The organism is Paenibacillus sp. J31P190, assembly GCF_059692075.1.
Window position 1 is genome coordinate 99,067 of record NZ_JCAUAS010000006.1, and the last position, 19,217, is coordinate 118,283.

16 protein-coding genes are annotated in these 19,217 nt (G+C 43.3%); all 16 read right to left on the reverse strand.

Translation table 11 applies throughout. The features are described from left to right. Nucleotides 1–4: 4 nt before the first annotated feature. Complete coding sequence (gene truB, locus AC58U0_RS13890; RefSeq protein WP_497379573.1) at nucleotides 5–919, reverse strand: tRNA pseudouridine(55) synthase TruB; 915 nt, start codon at nucleotides 917–919, stop codon at nucleotides 5–7. Beyond that, the gene (locus tag AC58U0_RS13895) at nucleotides 916–1,917 is read right to left on the reverse strand and encodes a DHH family phosphoesterase (protein WP_497379574.1); all 1,002 of its coding nucleotides are present in this window, start codon (nucleotides 1,915–1,917) and stop codon (nucleotides 916–918) included. Before AC58U0_RS13895 ends, truB begins: the two co-directional genes overlap by 4 nt. Continuing rightward, nucleotides 1,914–2,273: a 30S ribosome-binding factor RbfA gene (gene rbfA / locus AC58U0_RS13900; RefSeq protein WP_057301522.1), complete on the reverse strand. Its 360-nt coding sequence runs from the start codon at nucleotides 2,271–2,273 to the stop codon at nucleotides 1,914–1,916. Before rbfA ends, AC58U0_RS13895 begins: the two co-directional genes overlap by 4 nt. Nucleotides 2,274–2,279: 6 nt before the next feature. After that, nucleotides 2,280–5,207, reverse strand: a complete 2,928-nt coding sequence (infB, locus tag AC58U0_RS13905; protein WP_497379575.1) for a translation initiation factor IF-2 — start codon at nucleotides 5,205–5,207, stop codon at nucleotides 2,280–2,282. Next, nucleotides 5,197–5,526, reverse strand: a complete 330-nt coding sequence (locus tag AC58U0_RS13910; protein WP_171648885.1) for a L7Ae/L30e/S12e/Gadd45 family ribosomal protein — start codon at nucleotides 5,524–5,526, stop codon at nucleotides 5,197–5,199. The genes infB and AC58U0_RS13910 overlap by 11 nt, the downstream gene beginning before the upstream one ends. Continuing rightward, on the reverse strand, nucleotides 5,516–5,830 hold the full coding sequence (gene rnpM, locus AC58U0_RS13915) for an RNase P modulator RnpM (protein ID WP_029195245.1): 315 nt from the start codon (nucleotides 5,828–5,830) through the stop codon (nucleotides 5,516–5,518). Before rnpM ends, AC58U0_RS13910 begins: the two co-directional genes overlap by 11 nt. 29 nt (nucleotides 5,831–5,859) lie before the next feature. Continuing rightward, nucleotides 5,860–6,957: a transcription termination factor NusA gene (gene nusA, locus AC58U0_RS13920; RefSeq protein ID WP_047672911.1), complete on the reverse strand. Its 1,098-nt coding sequence runs from the start codon at nucleotides 6,955–6,957 to the stop codon at nucleotides 5,860–5,862. A gap of 36 nt (nucleotides 6,958–6,993) precedes the next feature. Then, on the reverse strand, nucleotides 6,994–7,458 hold the full coding sequence (gene rimP / locus AC58U0_RS13925; protein WP_497379576.1) for a ribosome maturation factor RimP: 465 nt from the start codon (nucleotides 7,456–7,458) through the stop codon (nucleotides 6,994–6,996). Between the two features lie 224 nt (nucleotides 7,459–7,682). Continuing rightward, nucleotides 7,683–11,993, reverse strand: coding sequence for a PolC-type DNA polymerase III (locus tag AC58U0_RS13930; RefSeq protein WP_497379578.1), 4,311 nt, complete (start codon nucleotides 11,991–11,993; stop codon nucleotides 7,683–7,685). Nucleotides 11,994–12,059: 66 nt separating this feature from the next. After that, nucleotides 12,060–13,508 carry a proline--tRNA ligase gene (gene proS, locus AC58U0_RS13935; protein ID WP_060645121.1) on the reverse strand — a complete coding sequence of 483 codons (1,449 nt, stop codon included), beginning with the start codon at nucleotides 13,506–13,508 and terminating at the stop codon, nucleotides 12,060–12,062. Nucleotides 13,509–13,530: 22 nt separating this feature from the next. Next, the gene (gene rseP, locus AC58U0_RS13940) at nucleotides 13,531–14,790 is read right to left on the reverse strand and encodes an RIP metalloprotease RseP (protein ID WP_497379579.1); all 1,260 of its coding nucleotides are present in this window, start codon (nucleotides 14,788–14,790) and stop codon (nucleotides 13,531–13,533) included. A gap of 268 nt (nucleotides 14,791–15,058) precedes the next feature. Next, complete coding sequence (locus tag AC58U0_RS13945) at nucleotides 15,059–16,204, reverse strand: 1-deoxy-D-xylulose-5-phosphate reductoisomerase (RefSeq protein WP_497379717.1); 1,146 nt, start codon at nucleotides 16,202–16,204, stop codon at nucleotides 15,059–15,061. A gap of 24 nt (nucleotides 16,205–16,228) precedes the next feature. Beyond that, entirely contained in the window at nucleotides 16,229–17,023 is a 795-nt protein-coding gene (locus AC58U0_RS13950) for a phosphatidate cytidylyltransferase (protein ID WP_497379581.1), read from the reverse strand. Between the two features lie 45 nt (nucleotides 17,024–17,068). Next, on the reverse strand, nucleotides 17,069–17,842 hold the full coding sequence (gene uppS / locus AC58U0_RS13955; RefSeq protein ID WP_056832853.1) for an undecaprenyl pyrophosphate synthase: 774 nt from the start codon (nucleotides 17,840–17,842) through the stop codon (nucleotides 17,069–17,071). 64 nt (nucleotides 17,843–17,906) lie between these two features. Beyond that, the gene (gene frr, locus AC58U0_RS13960; RefSeq protein WP_029195236.1) at nucleotides 17,907–18,461 is read right to left on the reverse strand and encodes a ribosome recycling factor; all 555 of its coding nucleotides are present in this window, start codon (nucleotides 18,459–18,461) and stop codon (nucleotides 17,907–17,909) included. Between the two features lie 3 nt (nucleotides 18,462–18,464). Then, nucleotides 18,465–19,190, reverse strand: coding sequence for a UMP kinase (gene pyrH / locus AC58U0_RS13965; RefSeq protein ID WP_057301530.1), 726 nt, complete (start codon nucleotides 19,188–19,190; stop codon nucleotides 18,465–18,467). Nucleotides 19,191–19,217 lie beyond the last annotated feature (27 nt).

Genomic DNA, 19,217 nt, shown 5'->3' on the forward strand with positions numbered 1-19,217 from the left:
ATAATTAGAGGAAAACTTTGGCAGGGATCAGGACTTGACTATCACTGTTCCATTCATACAAACCAAGAAAACGTTCATCAGGCGAATAAGCCCTGAAAATGGTTTGTGATGCATCAGCATGAGCCGTCCGATTCGCAGTCATAGCAATTTTCTTCCCCTGTAATGCATGTACAGCTTCCCCGGCAGATAGTTCAATGAATGGGATATGTGAAATCGCCTGATCCATAGGAATCATATGCGCCTGCAGTAATCCTTGAACCTTCATTTGTTCAATCTGTTCAAATGTTAAGCACTGCTCTTGGCGAATACTGCCAGTCGATGTACGAATTAAACTTTTCATCACCGCCGGATATCCGAGAGCCTTGCCAATATCCACACACAAGGTTCTTATATAGGTTCCTTTGGAGCAAGAAGCACGAAATTGAATCTCTGGATGTTTTTGCTGTAGGTCCATATGAAGAATATCTAGCTTATGAATCGTCACTTTACGTGACTTTCGCTCTACTTCCTTGCCTTCACGGGCTAATTCATAGAGTCGTTTCCCATCAATCTTCACTGCAGAGAACATCGGTGGAACCTGTTCGATTTCTCCGACAAAAGAATGAAGAACCTCACGTACTCTCATTTCATCCAAAGTCACTTGTGAAACTTCTTCCAACACAGTACCCGTCATATCCTCCGTATCGGTTGAAAGACCGATTCGAAGAACAGCTTCATACTCCTTAGGCAGATCCTGAATGTACTCAACCATTCGAGTTGCTCTACCTATACATAATGGCAAAACCCCGGTTACTTGCGGGTCGAGCGTTCCCGTGTGGCCGATGCGTTTGATCCCAAGGATACCTCTAACCTTGGCAACAACATCATGAGAAGTGAAGCCCGCTGGTTTCCATACAGGCAAAATGCCTTCTAACGTCATATGAGTTCGTTCCCTACTTCCTGAACCATTTTGGCTACTGCTTCCTCTAGCGTACCTTGGATTGTACAGCCTGAAGCACGAACATGGCCGCCACCGCCAAGTGATTGCGCAATCGCAGCAACGTCAACAAGTCCTGATGAGCGGAGACTTACTTTAATGACACCGACTGCTTTCTCTTTAAATAGCATGCCCACTTCCACGCCTTCCACATTACGCGGATAATTGACAAGCCCATCCAGATCGTCACTTGATGCACCTGTTAACTCCAAATCTGCCAGAGAAACAGCGAGCCAGGCTAATTTACGATCATTTGCAAATGAAAGTGTAGATAAAGCTCTCTGCAGAAGTACTATTTGCGAATAGGTGACTCTTTCCAACACTTGCTCAGCTATGACAGAGCCCTGAACACCCAGTGATAACAGTGTTGCTCCAATTTGCATAACCTCAGGCGAGGTATTCGAATACCGAAAACCACCTGTGTCTGTCAGCAAGCCCGTGTAAATGCAATCACCAAACTCCAAACTCGGTACAAGTTTCATATGTATGGCTAAATCATACAAAATTTGAACGGTTGCAGCGGCATCATGTTTAATCAAATGGCACGAACCAAATCTATCGTTCGTTGGATGGTGATCAACATTGAGCAGCCGTGCTTGGTCATCAAAAAGAGTGCTGATCCTACCCATTCTGGAGAAATCAGCACAATCTACACTTATGATGGTTTGATAAAGTCTATCAGGAACTTCTTTGCCATAATCAAGTACTTGATCACTTCCCCATAAATAGGAAAATTTAGAGGGCATAGCGCCCTCATTGATCATTGTAAAGGATTTTCCCAGTTGTTTAAGAATCCAACCGGTTGCATACGTAGAACTGGCGGCATCCCCATCCGGTTGGATGTGAGATACCACCAGGAAATCATCATGCTGCTCGATAAACGTAGCTGCTGCTGCCAGCTGCTGGCTGTATTCGGTGGCATGGTTCATTCCACTGCTCATACGCTTGAATTTCCTTCCTGATTAAGCTTGTGCAATAAGTTATCGATATGACTCCCATAATCAATAGAAGCATCGAACTTAAATTGCAGCTCTGGAATTTTACGTAAACGAATTCGTTTGCCTAATTCCGAACGAATATATCCAGAACCTACAGAAAGCGCCTTAAGCGTTGCAGCTTTCTCTTCTTCTGTGCCCATTACGCTAAGAAAAACGCGAGCTAAGGATAAATCGTTCGTTACTTCTACACCAGTTACGGTCAAGAAACCAATGCGCGGATCTTTCAATTCGGACTGAACGATCTGGCTTAATTCTTTCTTGATTTGTTCGCCAACTCGACCTACACGAACTCTAGCCATTTGTCATCACCTCTCAACGGACTCCATGATGAAGGCTTCAATAATGTCGCCCTCTTTAATATCATGATAACGCTCAAGAGATATACCACATTCATAACCTTGTGCCACTTCTTTTTGGTCATCCTTGAATCGTTTCAGGGAGTCAATTTTACCTTCGTGCACGACAATACCGCTGCGGATCAAGCGTGTTTGTGCATTACGAGCAATTTTGCCTGAGATAATCATACATCCAGCAATTGTACCTGAGCCCGTAATTTTGAACACATTACGTACTTCTGCTTGACCAAGTACAACTTCTTTAAAGATAGGATCCAACATGCCCTTCATAGCTTGCTCGATTTCTTCAATTACGTTGTAGATAATGTTATGCAGACGGATATCAACTTTCTCTTGATCTGCTGTTGCTTTCGCTGCAGGTTCAGGACGAACGTTGAAACCGATAATAATCGCGTTAGATGCAGAAGCCAGAATAATATCAGACTCCGTAACAGCACCAACACCGTTGTGAAGAATTTTGACGCGAACGCCTTCCACTTCGATCTTCTCAAGGGAGCTTTTCAGGGCTTCAACAGAACCTTGAACGTCACCTTTGATGATTACATTCAGCTCTTTGATTTCGCCGTCTTTAATGTGTTTAAAGAGGTCATCCAACGTAACGCGTGAATTCGCCGTCATCTCGGATTGTCGTAGTGCAATGGAACGACGATCTGCAATGTCTCTTGCCTTACGCTCATCTTCATAAGCAAGGAATGGATCTCCAGCTTGTGGTACTTCTGTAAGACCTGTGATTTCAACTGGTGTTGAAGGACCCGCTTCTTTCAAACGTTTACCTTTATCATTCACCATCGCTCTCACGCGGCCGAAGCACACGCCAGCTACGAAGCTATCTCCGACTTTCAAAGTACCATGTTGAATCAGGATTCTGGCAACTGGACCACGACCTTTATCCAACTCGGCTTCGATTACAGTCGCTCTAGCACGTTTGTTCGGGTTAGCCTTATACTCTTGAACTTCCGCAACAAGCAGAATCATCTCAAGTAGATTTTCAAGTCCAATCCGTTGTTTTGCGGAAATTTCGCAGAAAATCGTATCTCCGCCCCACTCTTCCGGAACCAACTCATAAGCAGTAAGTGCTTGTTTGATTTGATCTGGATTTGCGCCTTCTTTATCAATCTTGTTAACTGCTACAATGATCGGAACACCTGCCGCTTTAGCATGGTTAATAGCTTCAACGGTTTGTGGCATTACGCCGTCATCAGCAGCAACAACGATAATTGTAATATCGGTTACTTGTGCACCGCGGGCACGCATGGTTGTAAAAGCTTCGTGACCAGGCGTATCCAAGAAAGTGATTTTCTTTTGGTTAACTTCAACTTGGTAAGCACCGATGTGCTGCGTAATACCGCCTGCTTCACCCTCGGTTACACTGGTTTTACGAATAGCATCAAGTAAAGTCGTTTTACCATGATCGACGTGACCCATGATCGTAACAACTGGTGGACGCTCAATCAGATCAGCCTCATCGTCAATTTCTTCGAAAGTCTCGAAATTGTCTTCTTCGACTTTAATCTTAATTTCAACCTCAACACCAAACTCGGATGCAATCAATTGAATGGCTTCCAAATCAAGCTCTTGGTTGATTGTTGCCATTGTACCCAAGAACAAAAGCTTCTTAATTACTTCAGAAGCATCTTTGTGAAGTAATTTCGCTGTTTCACCAACGGTCATACTGCCACGAACGATGATTTTCTTAGGTGTGTTGTCAATTTTTTCTTTTTTAACAGTTTCCTGTTGGTATCTGCCTCTATTGTTACCGCGTTGATTGCCTCTGTTTTGTCCACCAGGCCCGCGATTTCCGCCGGAACGGTTATCATCGAAACGCTTAGGTGTTGGTTTTGATTTCTTAGTTGTAATTACACCCGCTTTTGCTGCTGCATCATCCAATTCAGCTGCTGTTGCTCCTACGTGGAACTGCGGCTTTGCTTCTTGAATGACAGGTCTTCCGCTTTGATTATTGTTGCGGTTATCAAACGGTTTAGACTGACGGTTTGGACCAGCACTGCGGTTCGGGCCTGCATTTTGCGGACGGCCGCTATTCGCGCTTTGTCCACCACCAGCTCCCGGTCCACCAGTCCCCTGACTTGGACGGGATCCTGCATAGTTACTATTACTGCGAGGAGCTCCGCCTTGGCCTTGACCTTGGCTGTAGCCTTGACCGCCGCTTGGACGTTGGCTATTGTAGCCGCCAGTGGAACCACTAGGACGCTGTCCACCTGGATTGGAACCTTGATAACCCGTACGTTGCCCACCTTGGCTAGAGCCTTGGCCACTTGGACGCTGTCCACCTGGATTGGAACCTTGATAGCCCGTACGTTGTCCACCTTGGCTAGAGCCTTGGCCGCTAGGACGCTGCCCACCTGGATTGGAACCTTGATAACCTGTACGTTGTCCACCTTGGCCTTGACTGTTTGGACGTTGTCCGCCTTGCGATGATCCTTGACCACTTGGTCGTTGATCGCGTCCTTGTTGTGCTGGACGACTAGCCGTATTAGGCGTAGATTGTCCTTGAGGTGCTGTTACTGCACCATTGGTAGTCGTGCTGTTCGTTGGTTCTGAAGCAACTGGCTTCGAAGCCGGTGTTGCTGCACCTTTATTCTCTTGTGCTGGAGCCTGCGTTGCAGGATTCTGATTCGTCGTAGATGAACTCACATTTCCTCCGTCCGTAGCTGCTCGTTTGGCAGCCGCATTGGCTTTAATATCACGAAAAAACTTTTCTACACTGCTCACTGCGTCATTTTCCATTACACTCATATGATTGTTAACAGGAATATTCAGACGTTTGAGGATGGTAATAATTTCTTTGCTGCTCATATTGAGTTGCTTTGCGTATTCGTAAACGCGAGTCTTATCTTTATTGTCTTGTTTATTGGTCAATATGTTTCACCTCCGCAGGATTATCTTGACTCTTCTGCAGCATCTGCGCGAAGCCTCCGTCCAATACACCTATGGTGACACGCATTTCTTTCCCAATGCTGCGGCCCAATTCATACTTCGTACCTATTTCCATGAGTTTAATCCCATAGAATTGGCATTTGTCTTGAAATTTCTTACGTGTATTAGCGGATGCATCCTCCGCCATAATGACAAGTTTGGCTTCTCCCGAGCGAATCGCTTTAAACACACCCTCATCACCGGTAACTAGCTTCCCTGCCCGCATCGCCAAACCCAATTGGGATAGAAATTTAGGATTCATCTTCAGACTCCTCCTCTTTAGAAGAGAGGAACTCATCTTCAACACGAATGAAATCTTGCTCCAATTGGTCATAAATATCGGCACCAACGGCATGCTTAAGGGCTCTATCCAGGGCTTTACTTTTCTTCGCCAATTTAAAACAAGAAACTTTACCGCACAGGTAGGCACCGCGCCCAGATTTTTTCCCTTTAAGATCTATGAGAATTTCATCTTCAGGCGTTTTGACGATGCGGATCAAGTCCCTCTTCGGCATCATTTCCTGGCAGGCCACGCATTTTCTCAGAGGGATTTTTCTCTGCTTCATTCCGATCACCCCTTGCTCCAAACAAAAACTTAATCGACACTCACAGAATCTTGATGCATTTCTTCGGAATAAGTTTTCACTCGGCCATATTCTTGTTCGGCTTGTGTTTCACTTTTGATGTCTATTTTCCAACCTGTCAATTTGGCAGCAAGACGAGCATTTTGCCCTTTGATTCCAATAGCCAGAGAAAGCTGATAGTCAGGTACAATGACACGCGCCATTTTTTCATTTTCATGAATTTGCACTTCAAGCACTTTGGAAGGGCTAAGCGCATTGGCTACGTATTCTTCCACGCTTTCCATCCAACGTACGATGTCTATTTTCTCGCCGCGCAGTTCGCTTACAATCGTTTGAACACGTAATCCTTTAGGTCCTACACAGGATCCTACTGGATCAACTTCAGCGTTGCGGGAATGAACAGCAATTTTGGATCGGAAACCGGCTTCACGCGCAACCGAACGAATCTCGACCACACCATCAAAGATCTCAGGCACTTCCAGTTCAAAAAGACGCTTCAACAGCCCTGGATGTGTTCTTGATAAAATGATTTGCGGTCCTTTCGTAGTATTTTCCACTTTCGTGATATACGCCTTTATCCGATCGCCTTGTTTGAACTTATCAGTAGGCATCAATTCAGTCAAAGGCAGCACAGCCTCAACTTTACCCAAGTCCACATAAATGTTACGTTGATCTTGGCGTTGAAGGATACCTGTAACGATATCTTCTTCTTTGTCGATAAAAGCATTATAAATCAAGCCACGCTCGGCTTCACGAATACGCTGAGTCACCACTTGTTTGGCAGTTTGAGCAGCAATACGTCCGAAATCACGAGGAGTCACTTCAATTTCAACGATATCTTCCAATTGGTAATTCGGATTAATTTCACGAGAAGCGTGGAGTGAAATTTCCAATCTTGGATCTAATACTTCCTCAGTTACGGTTTTACGGGCATATACCTTAATGAGGCCAGTATGGCGATTGATATCAACTCGCACGTTCTGTGCGGTGTTGAAATTACGTTTATAACTTGAAATCATCGCTGCTTCAATTGCATCGATAAGTAACTCCTTTGAGATACCTTTCTCACGTTCAATTTCCGACAGCGCTTCGATAAAATCCGTGTTCATTTGAACTGAGTCCCCCCTTTCAATAAGTAACGGTCACTAAAAAACGATAGCTAGACGAGCGCTTGCTACTTTAGCGAACGGGATAATAATTTTCTTTTTGCCAATTTCAATAACGAGTTCTTCCTCGTCAAAGGAAAGCAGCAAACCTTCAAATTCCTTGGAACCGTCTATCGGTTCATAGGTGGTAACAAATACATGACTATTCACAGCCTTGTGATAATCTTGTGTCTTCTTAAGCGGACGTTCCGCGCCTGGTGAAGAAACTTCCAAGAAATAGGCATCAGCAATGGGATCTTTTTCATCCAATTGAACACTTAAGTATTCACTGATGCGGCCGCAATCATCTATATCAATTCCGCCTTCCTTGTCTGCATAGACACGAAGGAACCAATTGCTGCCTTCTTTGACATATTCAATATCCACGAGTTCAAATCCATTTTGTTCCATGAAATCCTTCAGCATGTCCTCAATGACGGATTTGATTTGCGCTTGTGTAGCCACAGATAAATGTACCTCCTAAATTGACTTTCCTTTATCGTATTCCGAAAAGTCCTATATCAAAATGTAAAGAGTGGGTTTCCCCACTCTTTAATCACAAGATGATATCCTCATTATTGCCAATAAAAATTATACCATAACCAATCTTTGCATTACAATAGCAAACTTGTTAATCATTTTCACTTGACAGCTAAAAGTTTTTCTTTAGAAAAACTCACTTCGAAAGCTTAGAATAAGGACAATTGATTCGATTCAGGCAATCCGCGGAAGCATCCCATCGCGCTGAGCATCTCAATAACCGTCTTTGAGGCTTTGGATCGATTCTGGAAATCTTCGATGGAGAGGAAGTCTCCCTCCTCTTTGGCAGCAGCAATATTTTTGGCTGCGTTATCTCCGATACCTGACATTGCCGCAAATGGCGGGATAAGTGACGTACCATCGATAATAAACCGCGTTGCATCCGAACGATAGATATCAATCGGTTTGAAACTGAAGCCACGGGACGTCATTTCGAGTGACATTTCCAAAATGGAAACCATCGCTTTCTCCTTCGGTAGCGCCTGGAAGCCTTTCTCTTCAATCTCAATCAATTTTTTAAGAATGGCATCATATCCTTGGCAAAGAAGCTCTAGATCAAAGTCAGCTGCACGAACACTAAAATAAGTCGCATAGTAGGCAATCGGATGATAAACCTTAAAGTAAGCTGTACGAACAGCAGAGATAACGTAAGCAGCAGCATGCGCCTTTGGAAACATATATTCAATCCGTTCACAAGATTCAATATACCAAGCTGGCACATTACAGCGTTTCATCTCATCTTTCCATTCATCTGTAAGCCCCTTACCTTTACGAACACTCTCGGTAATTTTGAAAGCAAGACCTGCATCCATTCCTGCCTTATAAATCAAGAAGAGCATGATATCATCCCGACAACCAATAACCGTCTTAATGTTGCATATCCCTTTTTTAATTAACTCCTGTGCATTACCAAGCCAAACACCCGTTCCATGTGACAATCCGGAAATTTGCAGTAAATCGGCAAAGGAACTTGGCTGTGTTTCCTGAAGCATCTGACGAACGAACTTGGTTCCCATTTCCGGAACACCATAAGTAGCTACTGGGGATCGAATTTGATCTGGTCTGACTCCAATCGCTTCTGTCGAATTGAAAATGCTCATCGCTTTCGGATCATTCATAGGTATGGTCGTTGGATCAACACCCGTTAAATCTTGCAGCATCCGCATCATCGTCGGGTCGTCGTGTCCGAGAATATCAAGTTTCAGCAAATTGGCGTCAAAGGCATGATAATCAAAATGGGTTGTTTTCCATTCCGAATTCTTATCATCTGCTGGATATTGTACGGGTGTGATATCATCAACTTCCATATAATCCGGTACAACCACAATACCGCCGGGATGCTGACCTGTACTTCTCTTCACACCTGTACAGCCCGCAGCTAGTCGGCTAATCTCAGCACCGCGCCATTTCTGGCCTTGCTCTTCTTCATACTTCTTAACGAATCCGAATGCCGTCTTCTCGGCGACAGTACCGATAGTACCCGCACGGAATACGTTCTTCTCACCAAAAATTTCTTTCGTAAAATTATGCGCAATCGGTTGATAAACACCAGAGAAGTTCAAATCAATATCGGGAACCTTGTCCCCTTTAAAGCCTAGAAACGTCTCGAACGGAATGTCGTGACCGTCACCTTTTAAATTCCCCCCGCAATTCGGGCAAACTTTGTTCGGAAGATCGAATCCACTCGGAACACTCCCGTCCAGGAACCACTCACTATGCTGACAAGATACGCATATATAATGAGGAGGCAGCGGATTAACCTCTGAAATACCTAACATCATCGCAACGACGGAAGAACCAACGGAACCCCTTGAACCTACGAGATAACCATCCGCATTCGACTTTTTCACAAGACGTTCGGAAATCAAATAGTTGGCAGAGAAACCGAACTTAATAATCGGAACAAGCTCTTTCTCAAGCCTGGCTATAATGACTTCCGGAAGTTCATCTCCATACATAGCCTTCGCAGTATTATAACAAGTCGTCCGAATTTCTTCGTCTGCTCCTTCGATGATGGGTGTGAACAGCTTATCCGGGAATAGTTCAATGACTTCGAACCGATCTGCTAGATCATTCGTACTGCGCACGACAACTTCAAGTGCTTTTTCTTCACCAAGAAACTTGAATTCTTCCAGCATCTCTTTGGTCGTACGGAAGTGAGCATCCGGTTTTTTCATGGCTTTCAGTGGACTAAAGCCGGTAATTCCATTAATGGCAATATCTCTGCATACTTTCTCACGGGGATTCAGATAATGCGCATTCCCTGTAGCAATAACCGGTTTGCCGGTCTTATAACCAATTTCACAAACACGTCGTACAGCATTCTCTAAATCTTCGACACTCCCCACGAGACCCTTCTCTACCAGATGCATGTTATAGCTCACTGGTTGAATCTCGAGAATGTCATAGAACTCGGCCACTTGCTCGGATTCTTCGATTGATTTATTTAGAACGGCTTCAAAGAATTCCCCTTTTTCACAGCCGGAGGTAATAAGAAGACCTTCTCTGTGCTCTACTAGAACACTTTTGGGAATCGTTGCGGAGCGCTGTAAATACGTTGTATGGGATAAGGATATAAGTTTGAATAAGTTCTTTTTCCCAACGGCATTTAGCGCGTAAACACAACAATGGAAAGGGCGCTGATTAGACAAATCTTTTCCTACATAATCATTCAATTTAGCAAGATTCGTTATTTGTCGATCATTAGCCTCGTTAATTAAATGATACAAAACAAAACCTAAGGCAATAGAGTCATCAATCGCTCGGTGATGGTTGTCCAAGCCTACTTTAAATTTATCCGACAAGGTATTCAAACGATGGTTCTTCATTGATGGGAATAAAAATCTAGCAAGCTCAAGGGTATCCAGTACGGAGTTCGTAACCTCCGGCAATCCCATACGCTTCAAATTCGCTTGAAGGAAACCCATATCAAATCGTGCATTATGGGCTACGAGAACGCAATCACCGACAAACTCAATAAACTTAGGAAGCTCCTCTTCGATATCAGGCGCATCTTTTACCATATCATCGTTAATGTTCGTCAATTGTTGAATGTTATAAGGAATTTTCTCGTGAGGATTAATGAACGTTGCAAACCGCTCAATTTCTTTACCGTCCTGCATTTTAACACCAGCAAGCTCGATAATTCGGTTATTGGTAACAGAAAGCCCCGTTGTCTCTACGTCGAATATCACATATGTGGCTTGCTTCAGATCCATATCTCTACCATTCAACACAATAGGAACAGAGTCATTCACAACGTTTGCTTCCACACCATAAATCACTTTAATCCCGTGCTTTTTGGCTGCTTTTCCTGCATCAGGGAAACATTGAATGTTACTATGATCAGTAACCGCTATGGCTTTATGTCCCCATTTAGCGGCCATTTTCACATATTGATCAATAGGAGTTAAAGCATCCATAGTACTCATGGTCGTGTGCAAATGAAACTCAACGCGCTTCTCAGCTGCATCGTCCATCCGATCCCTAGGTGCCATAACTTCATACAAATCATTCGGAATCATGACAAGTTCAGGAATTTGCATGAAACGATCATACTCGACCTTGCCTCGCGCTCTAATCCATGTTCCATTCGCAAGCAAGCTCATAATTTTCACATCATCTTTGGTTTTCGCAAATACCTTCATCGCCAAAGAATCGGTAAAATCAGTCAGGTTAAATGTATATAACGTGTTCCCGTTTCTCAATTCCTTGACGTCTAGTCCAAATACGGTGCCCTGAACTGCCACTTTCTTCTCTTCTTCTTGAATGTCCTTGATTGGCGTCGGTACCTCTTTGATATCAATGCCCATGACAAGCTTGAGATCCGTATCTGGTAATGAAGATGCTTCTTCTTCCATGTCGATAGACATCATGATCTCTTGGGTAAAAGTCTTCTCTCCTTGCTCGCGCTGCTTCGCAAATTTCTCGTACTCAGCTTCGATCTCGGTAGAATCACTAACCGCATACTTTACGTTTAATTCTGTTTGAAAAAAGTTATGAAAAAAGTTCCGTATGAACATATCTACATTTTTCTTTTTAGCAAGTTCAAGTCCAATCTGATCTAGCATGATGAGAGTTAGCGTGTGACCTTGTACCTCAACCCTTGCTTTTGACATCCAACCATTAATCGATGCTACTTCACGCTGCAGCCATTCCATAAACAGGCTCCAGTATTCATCTACCAAAGCCGCTGGTTCTGATTGCTCAAATTTCCAAATAAAACGAATCTTCGCAATTTGAGCAAACTTCTCTTGGATCATTTTACAAAATGAACGGTAAGTGTTTTGAGGCACTATTTCATTTTTCACCAAATAAAAGGTCCACTCGCGATTCTTGCGACTAATTTCTACTTGCTCGATGTAGCCTTCCGCAAAAAATGACCGCACGATATCGGCTGGAATCTCGGCTTGCTGCATCAAAAGCTCAAAGCGATTCCGTTTATCAGCCAAATTACTCATGAACAGCCTCCCCATAAAAATACGAAGGGCAATGGAATTGTTGCTTCCATTTGCCCTTGATTGTAATTAATAACTTCGGCCAAAAACGACCGTATGTTTAGCAGCATCGCCGCAAACCAGACATGTTGATTTCGTTTCTGAAGGATTGAAAGGAATATTTCGGCTTGTTGCCCCCGTCTCTTCCTTAACTTGATCCTCACAAACGTTAGACCCGCACCAGCCGGCCAAAGCAAATCCGCGTTTGGTCTCTAGGAATGATTTGAACTCATCAATAGAATCTACCGCAATGTAATGCTCGTCACGGAACTGCTTCGCTTTATCATACATCTGCTGATGAATCTCAGCAAGTAAATTTTGAACTTCCTGAACGAAGTCTGCTTGCTGAACGGTTTTCTTCTCCCCGCTTACGCGAGAAACGAGAACAACTTGTCCATTTTCCATGTCACGAGGACCTAATTCAACACGGATAGGTACACCGCGCATTTCATATTCATTAAATTTCCAACCCGGGCTTTGGTCAGCTCGGTCATCCACTTTAACTCGGACGCCTGCTTTCTTCAGCTCTGCAAACAATTCGTCAACACGCCCAATAACTTGTTCCCGTGTTTTTGGAGGACCAATTGGAATCATGATGACTTGTGTAGGGGCTACTTTAGGAGGCAATACCAACCCACGATCATCGCCATGAGCCATGATAAGTGCACCAATGAGTCGAGTACTAACACCCCATGAAGTCGTATGGGCAAATTGATGCTGATTCTCACGGTCCAAGAACTTGATATCGAAAGCGACCGCAAAATTTGTACCCAGATAGTGAGAGGTGCCAGCTTGCACCGCTTTCCCGTCTTTCATCATTGCCTCGATAGAGAATGTATCGACAGCACCCGCGAATTTCTCAGAAGGAGTCTTCTGCCCAACAATGACAGGGATTGCTAAGAAATCTTCCGCAAATTCGCGGTATACTTCCAGCATCTGCATCGTTTCACGGCGAGCATCCTGCTCGTCTTCATGAGCCGTATGACCTTCCTGCCACAGGAACTCCGTAGTACGAAGGAAAGGCAGTGTCCGCTTCTCCCATCGTACTACGTTAGCCCATTGATTAATCAAAAGCGGAAGATCGCGATAGGAGTTGATCCATTCTGAATACATGTGACCAATCATCGTTTCCGAAGTTGGACGAATAGCTAGTCGCTCTTCGAGCTTCTCTCCACCTGCTTCAGTGACCCAAGGAAGCTCTGGATTAAAGCCTTCCACGTGTTCTTTTTCCTTCTGGAAAAAACTTTCTGGAATAAATAAAGGGAAATAGGCGTTCCGGTGACCCGTTTCTTTGAATTTGCTATCGAGTTCACGTTGAATGTTTTCCCATATTTCATAGCCGTCCGGTTTAAATACGATACATCCGCGCACTGGCGAATAGCTCATCAAATCAGCTTTCTTGATTACGTCTATGTACCAACGGGAGAAATCCTCTCCCTGTGGTGTAATCTCTTTAACAAACTGTTTATCGTTTGACATAAACCCTCCTACAATATTAGGACTATCCCTTAATTAATCTTAAAATATCATTGTAAGTAACTGCCACCATGAGAAGCATCAGCAATGCAAAACCAACAAAATGAACCATACTTTCTCGATTCGGATCAATTGGCTTCCCGCGTAATGCCTCTAGACCCATAAATAGAAGTCGACTTCCATCTAAAGCTGGAATAGGCAGGAGATTAAATATACCTAGATACAAGCTCAATGTTGCTGCCCATGAGATTAAGTAAGTAATTCCCATTTTGGCAAACTCAGCTGATACTTGAGCTGTACGGACAGGTCCGCCTAGATCATCAAGTTTAAACTGCAGCATTACAAGCTTCTGTAAACCAGTCACAATGCCAATTGTTGTTCCAACAACTTGTTCGTAAGTGCCAGTTAACACTTCACTAAAAGTTGCACTTCTACGATCCCCTGAAATGACTACACCGAGCTTACCAGCCCCTGCTTCCATTTCTGGTGTAACTTGAAGTGTAATAGGATTACCTGAACGATCCACAACCCAGGTCATCGGCTTTCCTGCAGATGATTGAATCGAGGTGACAAGCTTCTCGCGGTCATCACCAATCGGCTGATTATCAATTGATATAATGATATCCCCTTTGTGGAGACCAGATTTCTCACCTGCCTTACCTGCAAGCACAGAATCTAGTTTGACGTTCGTAAATACGCCCGACATAATAACAACGATAAAGAACAACACAATTGCGAGTATGAAGTTCATCACAGGCCCCATCACAATGGCAATTGCTCTCTGGCCAACTGTTTTCGAACCAAACTGACGATCATATGGAGCAATCTGTGTTTCTGTCCCTTTGGTCACCATCATCGCTTGTGGATCAATGGGATAAGTAACTCTTTCTCCGTCGACATCAAGTGATACTTGAAGCGATCTCTCTAAATCAATTTGTTCCACGACACCAATGATCACATTCGAGCGTCGATCTAGTTGATCAAGATAAAGAGATGACACTTGATCTTGTTTATTTAATTTAACGGCAACCGTTTGTCCAGGGTTCACTTGGACAATTTCCGGGTCTTCCCCTGCCATGCGAACAAATCCACCAATTGGCAGAATACGCAAGGTATATCGAGTTTCCCCTTTTTTATATGAGAAAATTTTGGGTCCAAAACCGATTGCAAATTCCCGAACTAAGATGCCTGCACGTTTCGCAAAGTAAAAATGACCCCATTCATGAATCGTAACGAGAACGAAAAACAACAAAATAACCTTCAATCCAACTTCTATGGCTGACAAGTCGTATTTCCTCCTTCGAGTTTTCTTCAGAAAACTTACCTATGTTTGCAAAAACCATAACGTTTTCGTTTGAAAACCTGCCTTTTAAGCATCCACTTATGGACAGCATGTTCTTAGATTACCATTATTGAACTGCTGAATACAAGCTATGCTCTTTTAGCACAGTATACGAGCTGGGAGATTGAATTAGACTTTACTTTATAAAGCGCCTAGGTGATAGATTGAAAAAAGAGCCGAGCCAACCTCGCTGACCTAAGCTCTCATGAAATTAAAAAACGATGGATGATGCAAAGGCTCTTGCCCAAATATCCTGCTCATGTATGACTTCTAAATGAGGGTTTGAATGGGATTCGTGTTTCTGCAAAACAACTTCGATGATCTGTTCAATTTGCAAGAACTTAATCTCACCTTTGAGGAAGCGTGCAACAGCTATTTCGTTCGCTGCATTAAAAACAGTAGGTGTAGTACCTCCCTGTTTGCCGCTCTCAAAGGCCATACGTAAACACGGATACCGATTGAAATCCATTTCACGGAAATGAAGCTTTCCGATGGAAGCCAAATCTAGTCGATTGGTCGGCGTCGGATATCTGTCTGGATAAGTTAATGCGTATTGGATTGGAACTCGCATATCCGGATTACCAAGTTGAGCAATAACACTATTATCAACAAACTCTACAAAGGAATGAATGACACTTTCAGGATGAATGAGGACATCTATTTGGTCATAGGAGAGATCAAATAACCAATGAGCCTCAATGACCTCAAGACCTTTATTGACCATCGTCGCGGAATCAATCGTAATCTTGGCTCCCATCGACCAATTCGGATGTTGGAGGGCTTGTTCGACCGTTACTCCCTCTAACTCTTCACGCGATCGATCGCGAAAGGAACCACCAGAAGCAGTAAGCGTTATTCTCGAAATTTGTGAGCGATTCTCACCATTCAAACATTGAAATATAGCCGAATGCTCACTATCAATAGGCAGTAAAGACACACCTTTTCGACGAATAGCATCCTTTACAATATGGCCTGCACTCACTAACGTCTCTTTATTTGCAAGACCAATGTGTTTGCCGGCTTCAATCGCGGCCATTGTAGGCTTAAGTCCCTGACTCCCTACCAAAGCTGTTACAACCAGTTCTGCATCTGTTGATGCGGCAACTTCCATTAATCCCTCTTCACCATATAACACCTTGGTCGATGAAGAAACATTCTTGGAAACTTCGTCGGCTAGCTCCTTGGTCGCTATGGATACTACTTTTGGGTGAAACTTTTTCACCTGTTCAATCAATAATTGACTATTATAACCGCCAGATAATGCTTCAATTTGAAATTTATCAGGGGCATGCTGGGCAATATCTAAGGTTTGTGTACCAATAGACCCTGTTGAACCCAGAATGGCAATCCGTTTCATCATATTCCACCTCGCCTATGACTATTAGTGAGTAAGAATTCCCAGCCAATGAATAAATGGAAATACGATAAGCCAACTATCCATACGATCGAGTACACCACCATGCCCGGGAAGTAAGGTTCCCGTATCTTTAATACCTTTTACTCGTTTATAAGCCGACTGTATTAAGTCTCCTATTTGTCCAACAACAGCAATCACAAAGCCAAGCACCAATGCCTTGCCAAATCCCAGTAAATCCGGTGCATACCAGGCGAACGCAAGTGCGGCAATCATCGAAATAACGACGCCACCAACGGCTCCCTCAATTGACTTCTTAGGACTGATTTGAGGCCATAGAAGATGTTTTCCTAGCTTCGATCCGACAAAATAAGCTCCTGAATCCGAAGCCCAAATACATACAAACACAACGATTGACCAAAATAAGCCATGCTCCATTAAGCGTGCAGCAATCATATAATTGAATCCAAAACCTATGTAAATGACACCAAGTAAAATAACAGAAACCTGATCGATTGTAATCGTATTTTTTGAAGCAACTGTAATGAAAAGCAAGACAAACATAGTCAGCCAAATCATGGCGGTCGAAGAAACGGGAAGGGAACCACCAAAAGCCTCCCACGGCACCGTTAAGTATAACAAAGAGATTAAACCAATAGCCGCTGTTAATCTATACTTCGTGTAGCCATTCATTTGCATATACTCACGATAGCCGATAATTGACAATAACACGATTAACCCAGCGTACCAATAACCACCCAATACTAATAACGTAATGAAAACGAGCCCGGCAATGACTCCCGTGATGATCCTTTGCTTCAAGTTGAATCCTCCTAGATGAACACGCGCCGGAAGCATACGAAGTGATTAGATACCTCCGTATCTTCTCCCGCGGCGCTGATATTCTGCAATTGCTTGCATAAATAATGATTCCGTGAATTCCGGCCAGTATGCCTCCGTAAACCAAAGCTCCGAATATGCTAATTGCCAAAGAAGAAAGTTGCTAAGTCTAAGCTCACCACTTGTTCGAATTAACAAATCTGGGTCTGGTAAATCCGAAGTTAACATATAGGAAGAAAAACTTGCCTCATCCAAATCTTCTATTTGTAGTTTGCCATTTTGAACATCACGAATCATATCCTGAACACCAGCAATCATTTCTTTACGTCCACCATAATTTAAGGCAAAGTTCAGAATGAGTCCTGTATTATCTTTCGTCCGTTCGATAGCTCCCTCAATCGCTTTGAGTGTGTAATCAGGTAAGCCTTCTTTCCAACCCGTCATTCGGATACGAACATTGTTTTCGATCAGCTCTTCAATTTCTAAAGGAAAAAATTCTTGAGGAAGTTTCATCAGAAATTCGACTTCTTCCTTCGGTCTTTTCCAATTTTCCGTTGAAAAAGCATACATTGTTAACACTTTAACACCGATCTCATTTGCAGCCATCGTAATTTTCTTAACATTTTTCATCCCGGAATGATGCCCTGCTACACGAGGCAAGCCTCTTTGCTTAGCCCAACGACCGTTCCCGTCCATAATGATAGCGACATGTGCTGGCACTTTATCTAATTCGATAGCTGGTATAGCTGAAGAAACAGACTTACCATTAATTCCTAACCATTTCTTAATTAGCTTGAGCACAGTTGTTCCTCCCAACTAGGGAAAGATGAAAAACCCCCAGCGAATACCCGGGGGCATATCTATCTTATACTTCCATGATTTCTTTTTCTTTAGCAGCCAAAACTTTCTCAACTTCAGCTACGAATTTATCCGTAAACTTTTGGATATCCTCTTGATGTTTACGGGACTCATCTTCAGATATCCCTGCTTTTTCTAACTTTTTAATCTCATCGTTGGCATCACGACGGATGTTACGAATAGCGATCTTGGCTTCCTCGCCAAATTTCTTCGTCATTTTCACTAGATCACTACGACGCTCTTCTGTTAAAGCAGGAATAACAATTCGAATAACCAATCCGTCGTTAGATGGCGTTAAACCTAAGTCAGACTTCATAATCGCTTTCTCAATCGATGTCATCGAACTTTTGTCCCATGGTTGAATGAGTAAAGTACGTGAATCAGGTGTTGTTAAATTCGCAAGTTGATTCACTGGTGTCATCGCTCCGTAATATTCCACTTGGATGCGATCTAATAAAGATGGCGTAGCACGTCCTGCACGAAGAGAAGTTAAATCTCTTCTTAATGCGCCAATTGCTTTATCCATCCGATCTTCTGCATTCTTTTTTACTGATTGTGGCATGGTTTAGACACTCCCTTTAACTGTAGTCCCAATTTTCTCGCCAAGGACCACTCGTTTGATATTCCCTTTTTCTGTGATATTGAACACCACTAACGGGATGTTGTTATCCATACAAAGGGAAGATGCGGTGGAATCCATGACACCAAGATTGTTACTGATAACTTCCATATAAGTTAACGTCTCGAATTTCTTCGCTGTTGGATCTTTGAATGGATCTGCTGAATATACGCCATCCACTTTATTTTTGGCCATAAGAATAACTTCTGCTTCAATTTCAGCTGCTCTTAAAGCCGCTGTAGTATCTGTTGAGAAGTATGGATTCCCTGTACCTGCCGCGAAGATAACAACTCTCCCTTTTTCAAGGTGACGCATTGCTCTTCTACGGATGTATGGTTCAGCCACTTGCTGCATAGTAATAGAAGATTGAACTCTTGTAGGTACATCCAGATTCTCCAATGCATCCTGCAGAGCCAATGAATTCATGACAGTTGCAAGCATACCCATGTAATCTGCTGTCGCACGATCCATCCCCTTCTCACTGCCTGCAATACCGCGCCAAATGTTTCCACCGCCTACAACGATAGCGACTTCTACACTTAATTCCACAACATCCTTTACCTGTTGGGCAATGGAAGTAATCACTTCCGAATCAATGCCATAACCCTGCTGTCCTGCCAAAGCTTCGCCGCTCAATTTTAGCACTATTCTTTTATAAAAAGGTTGACCCAACTTGTATAACCTCCGTTTCAATGCTTG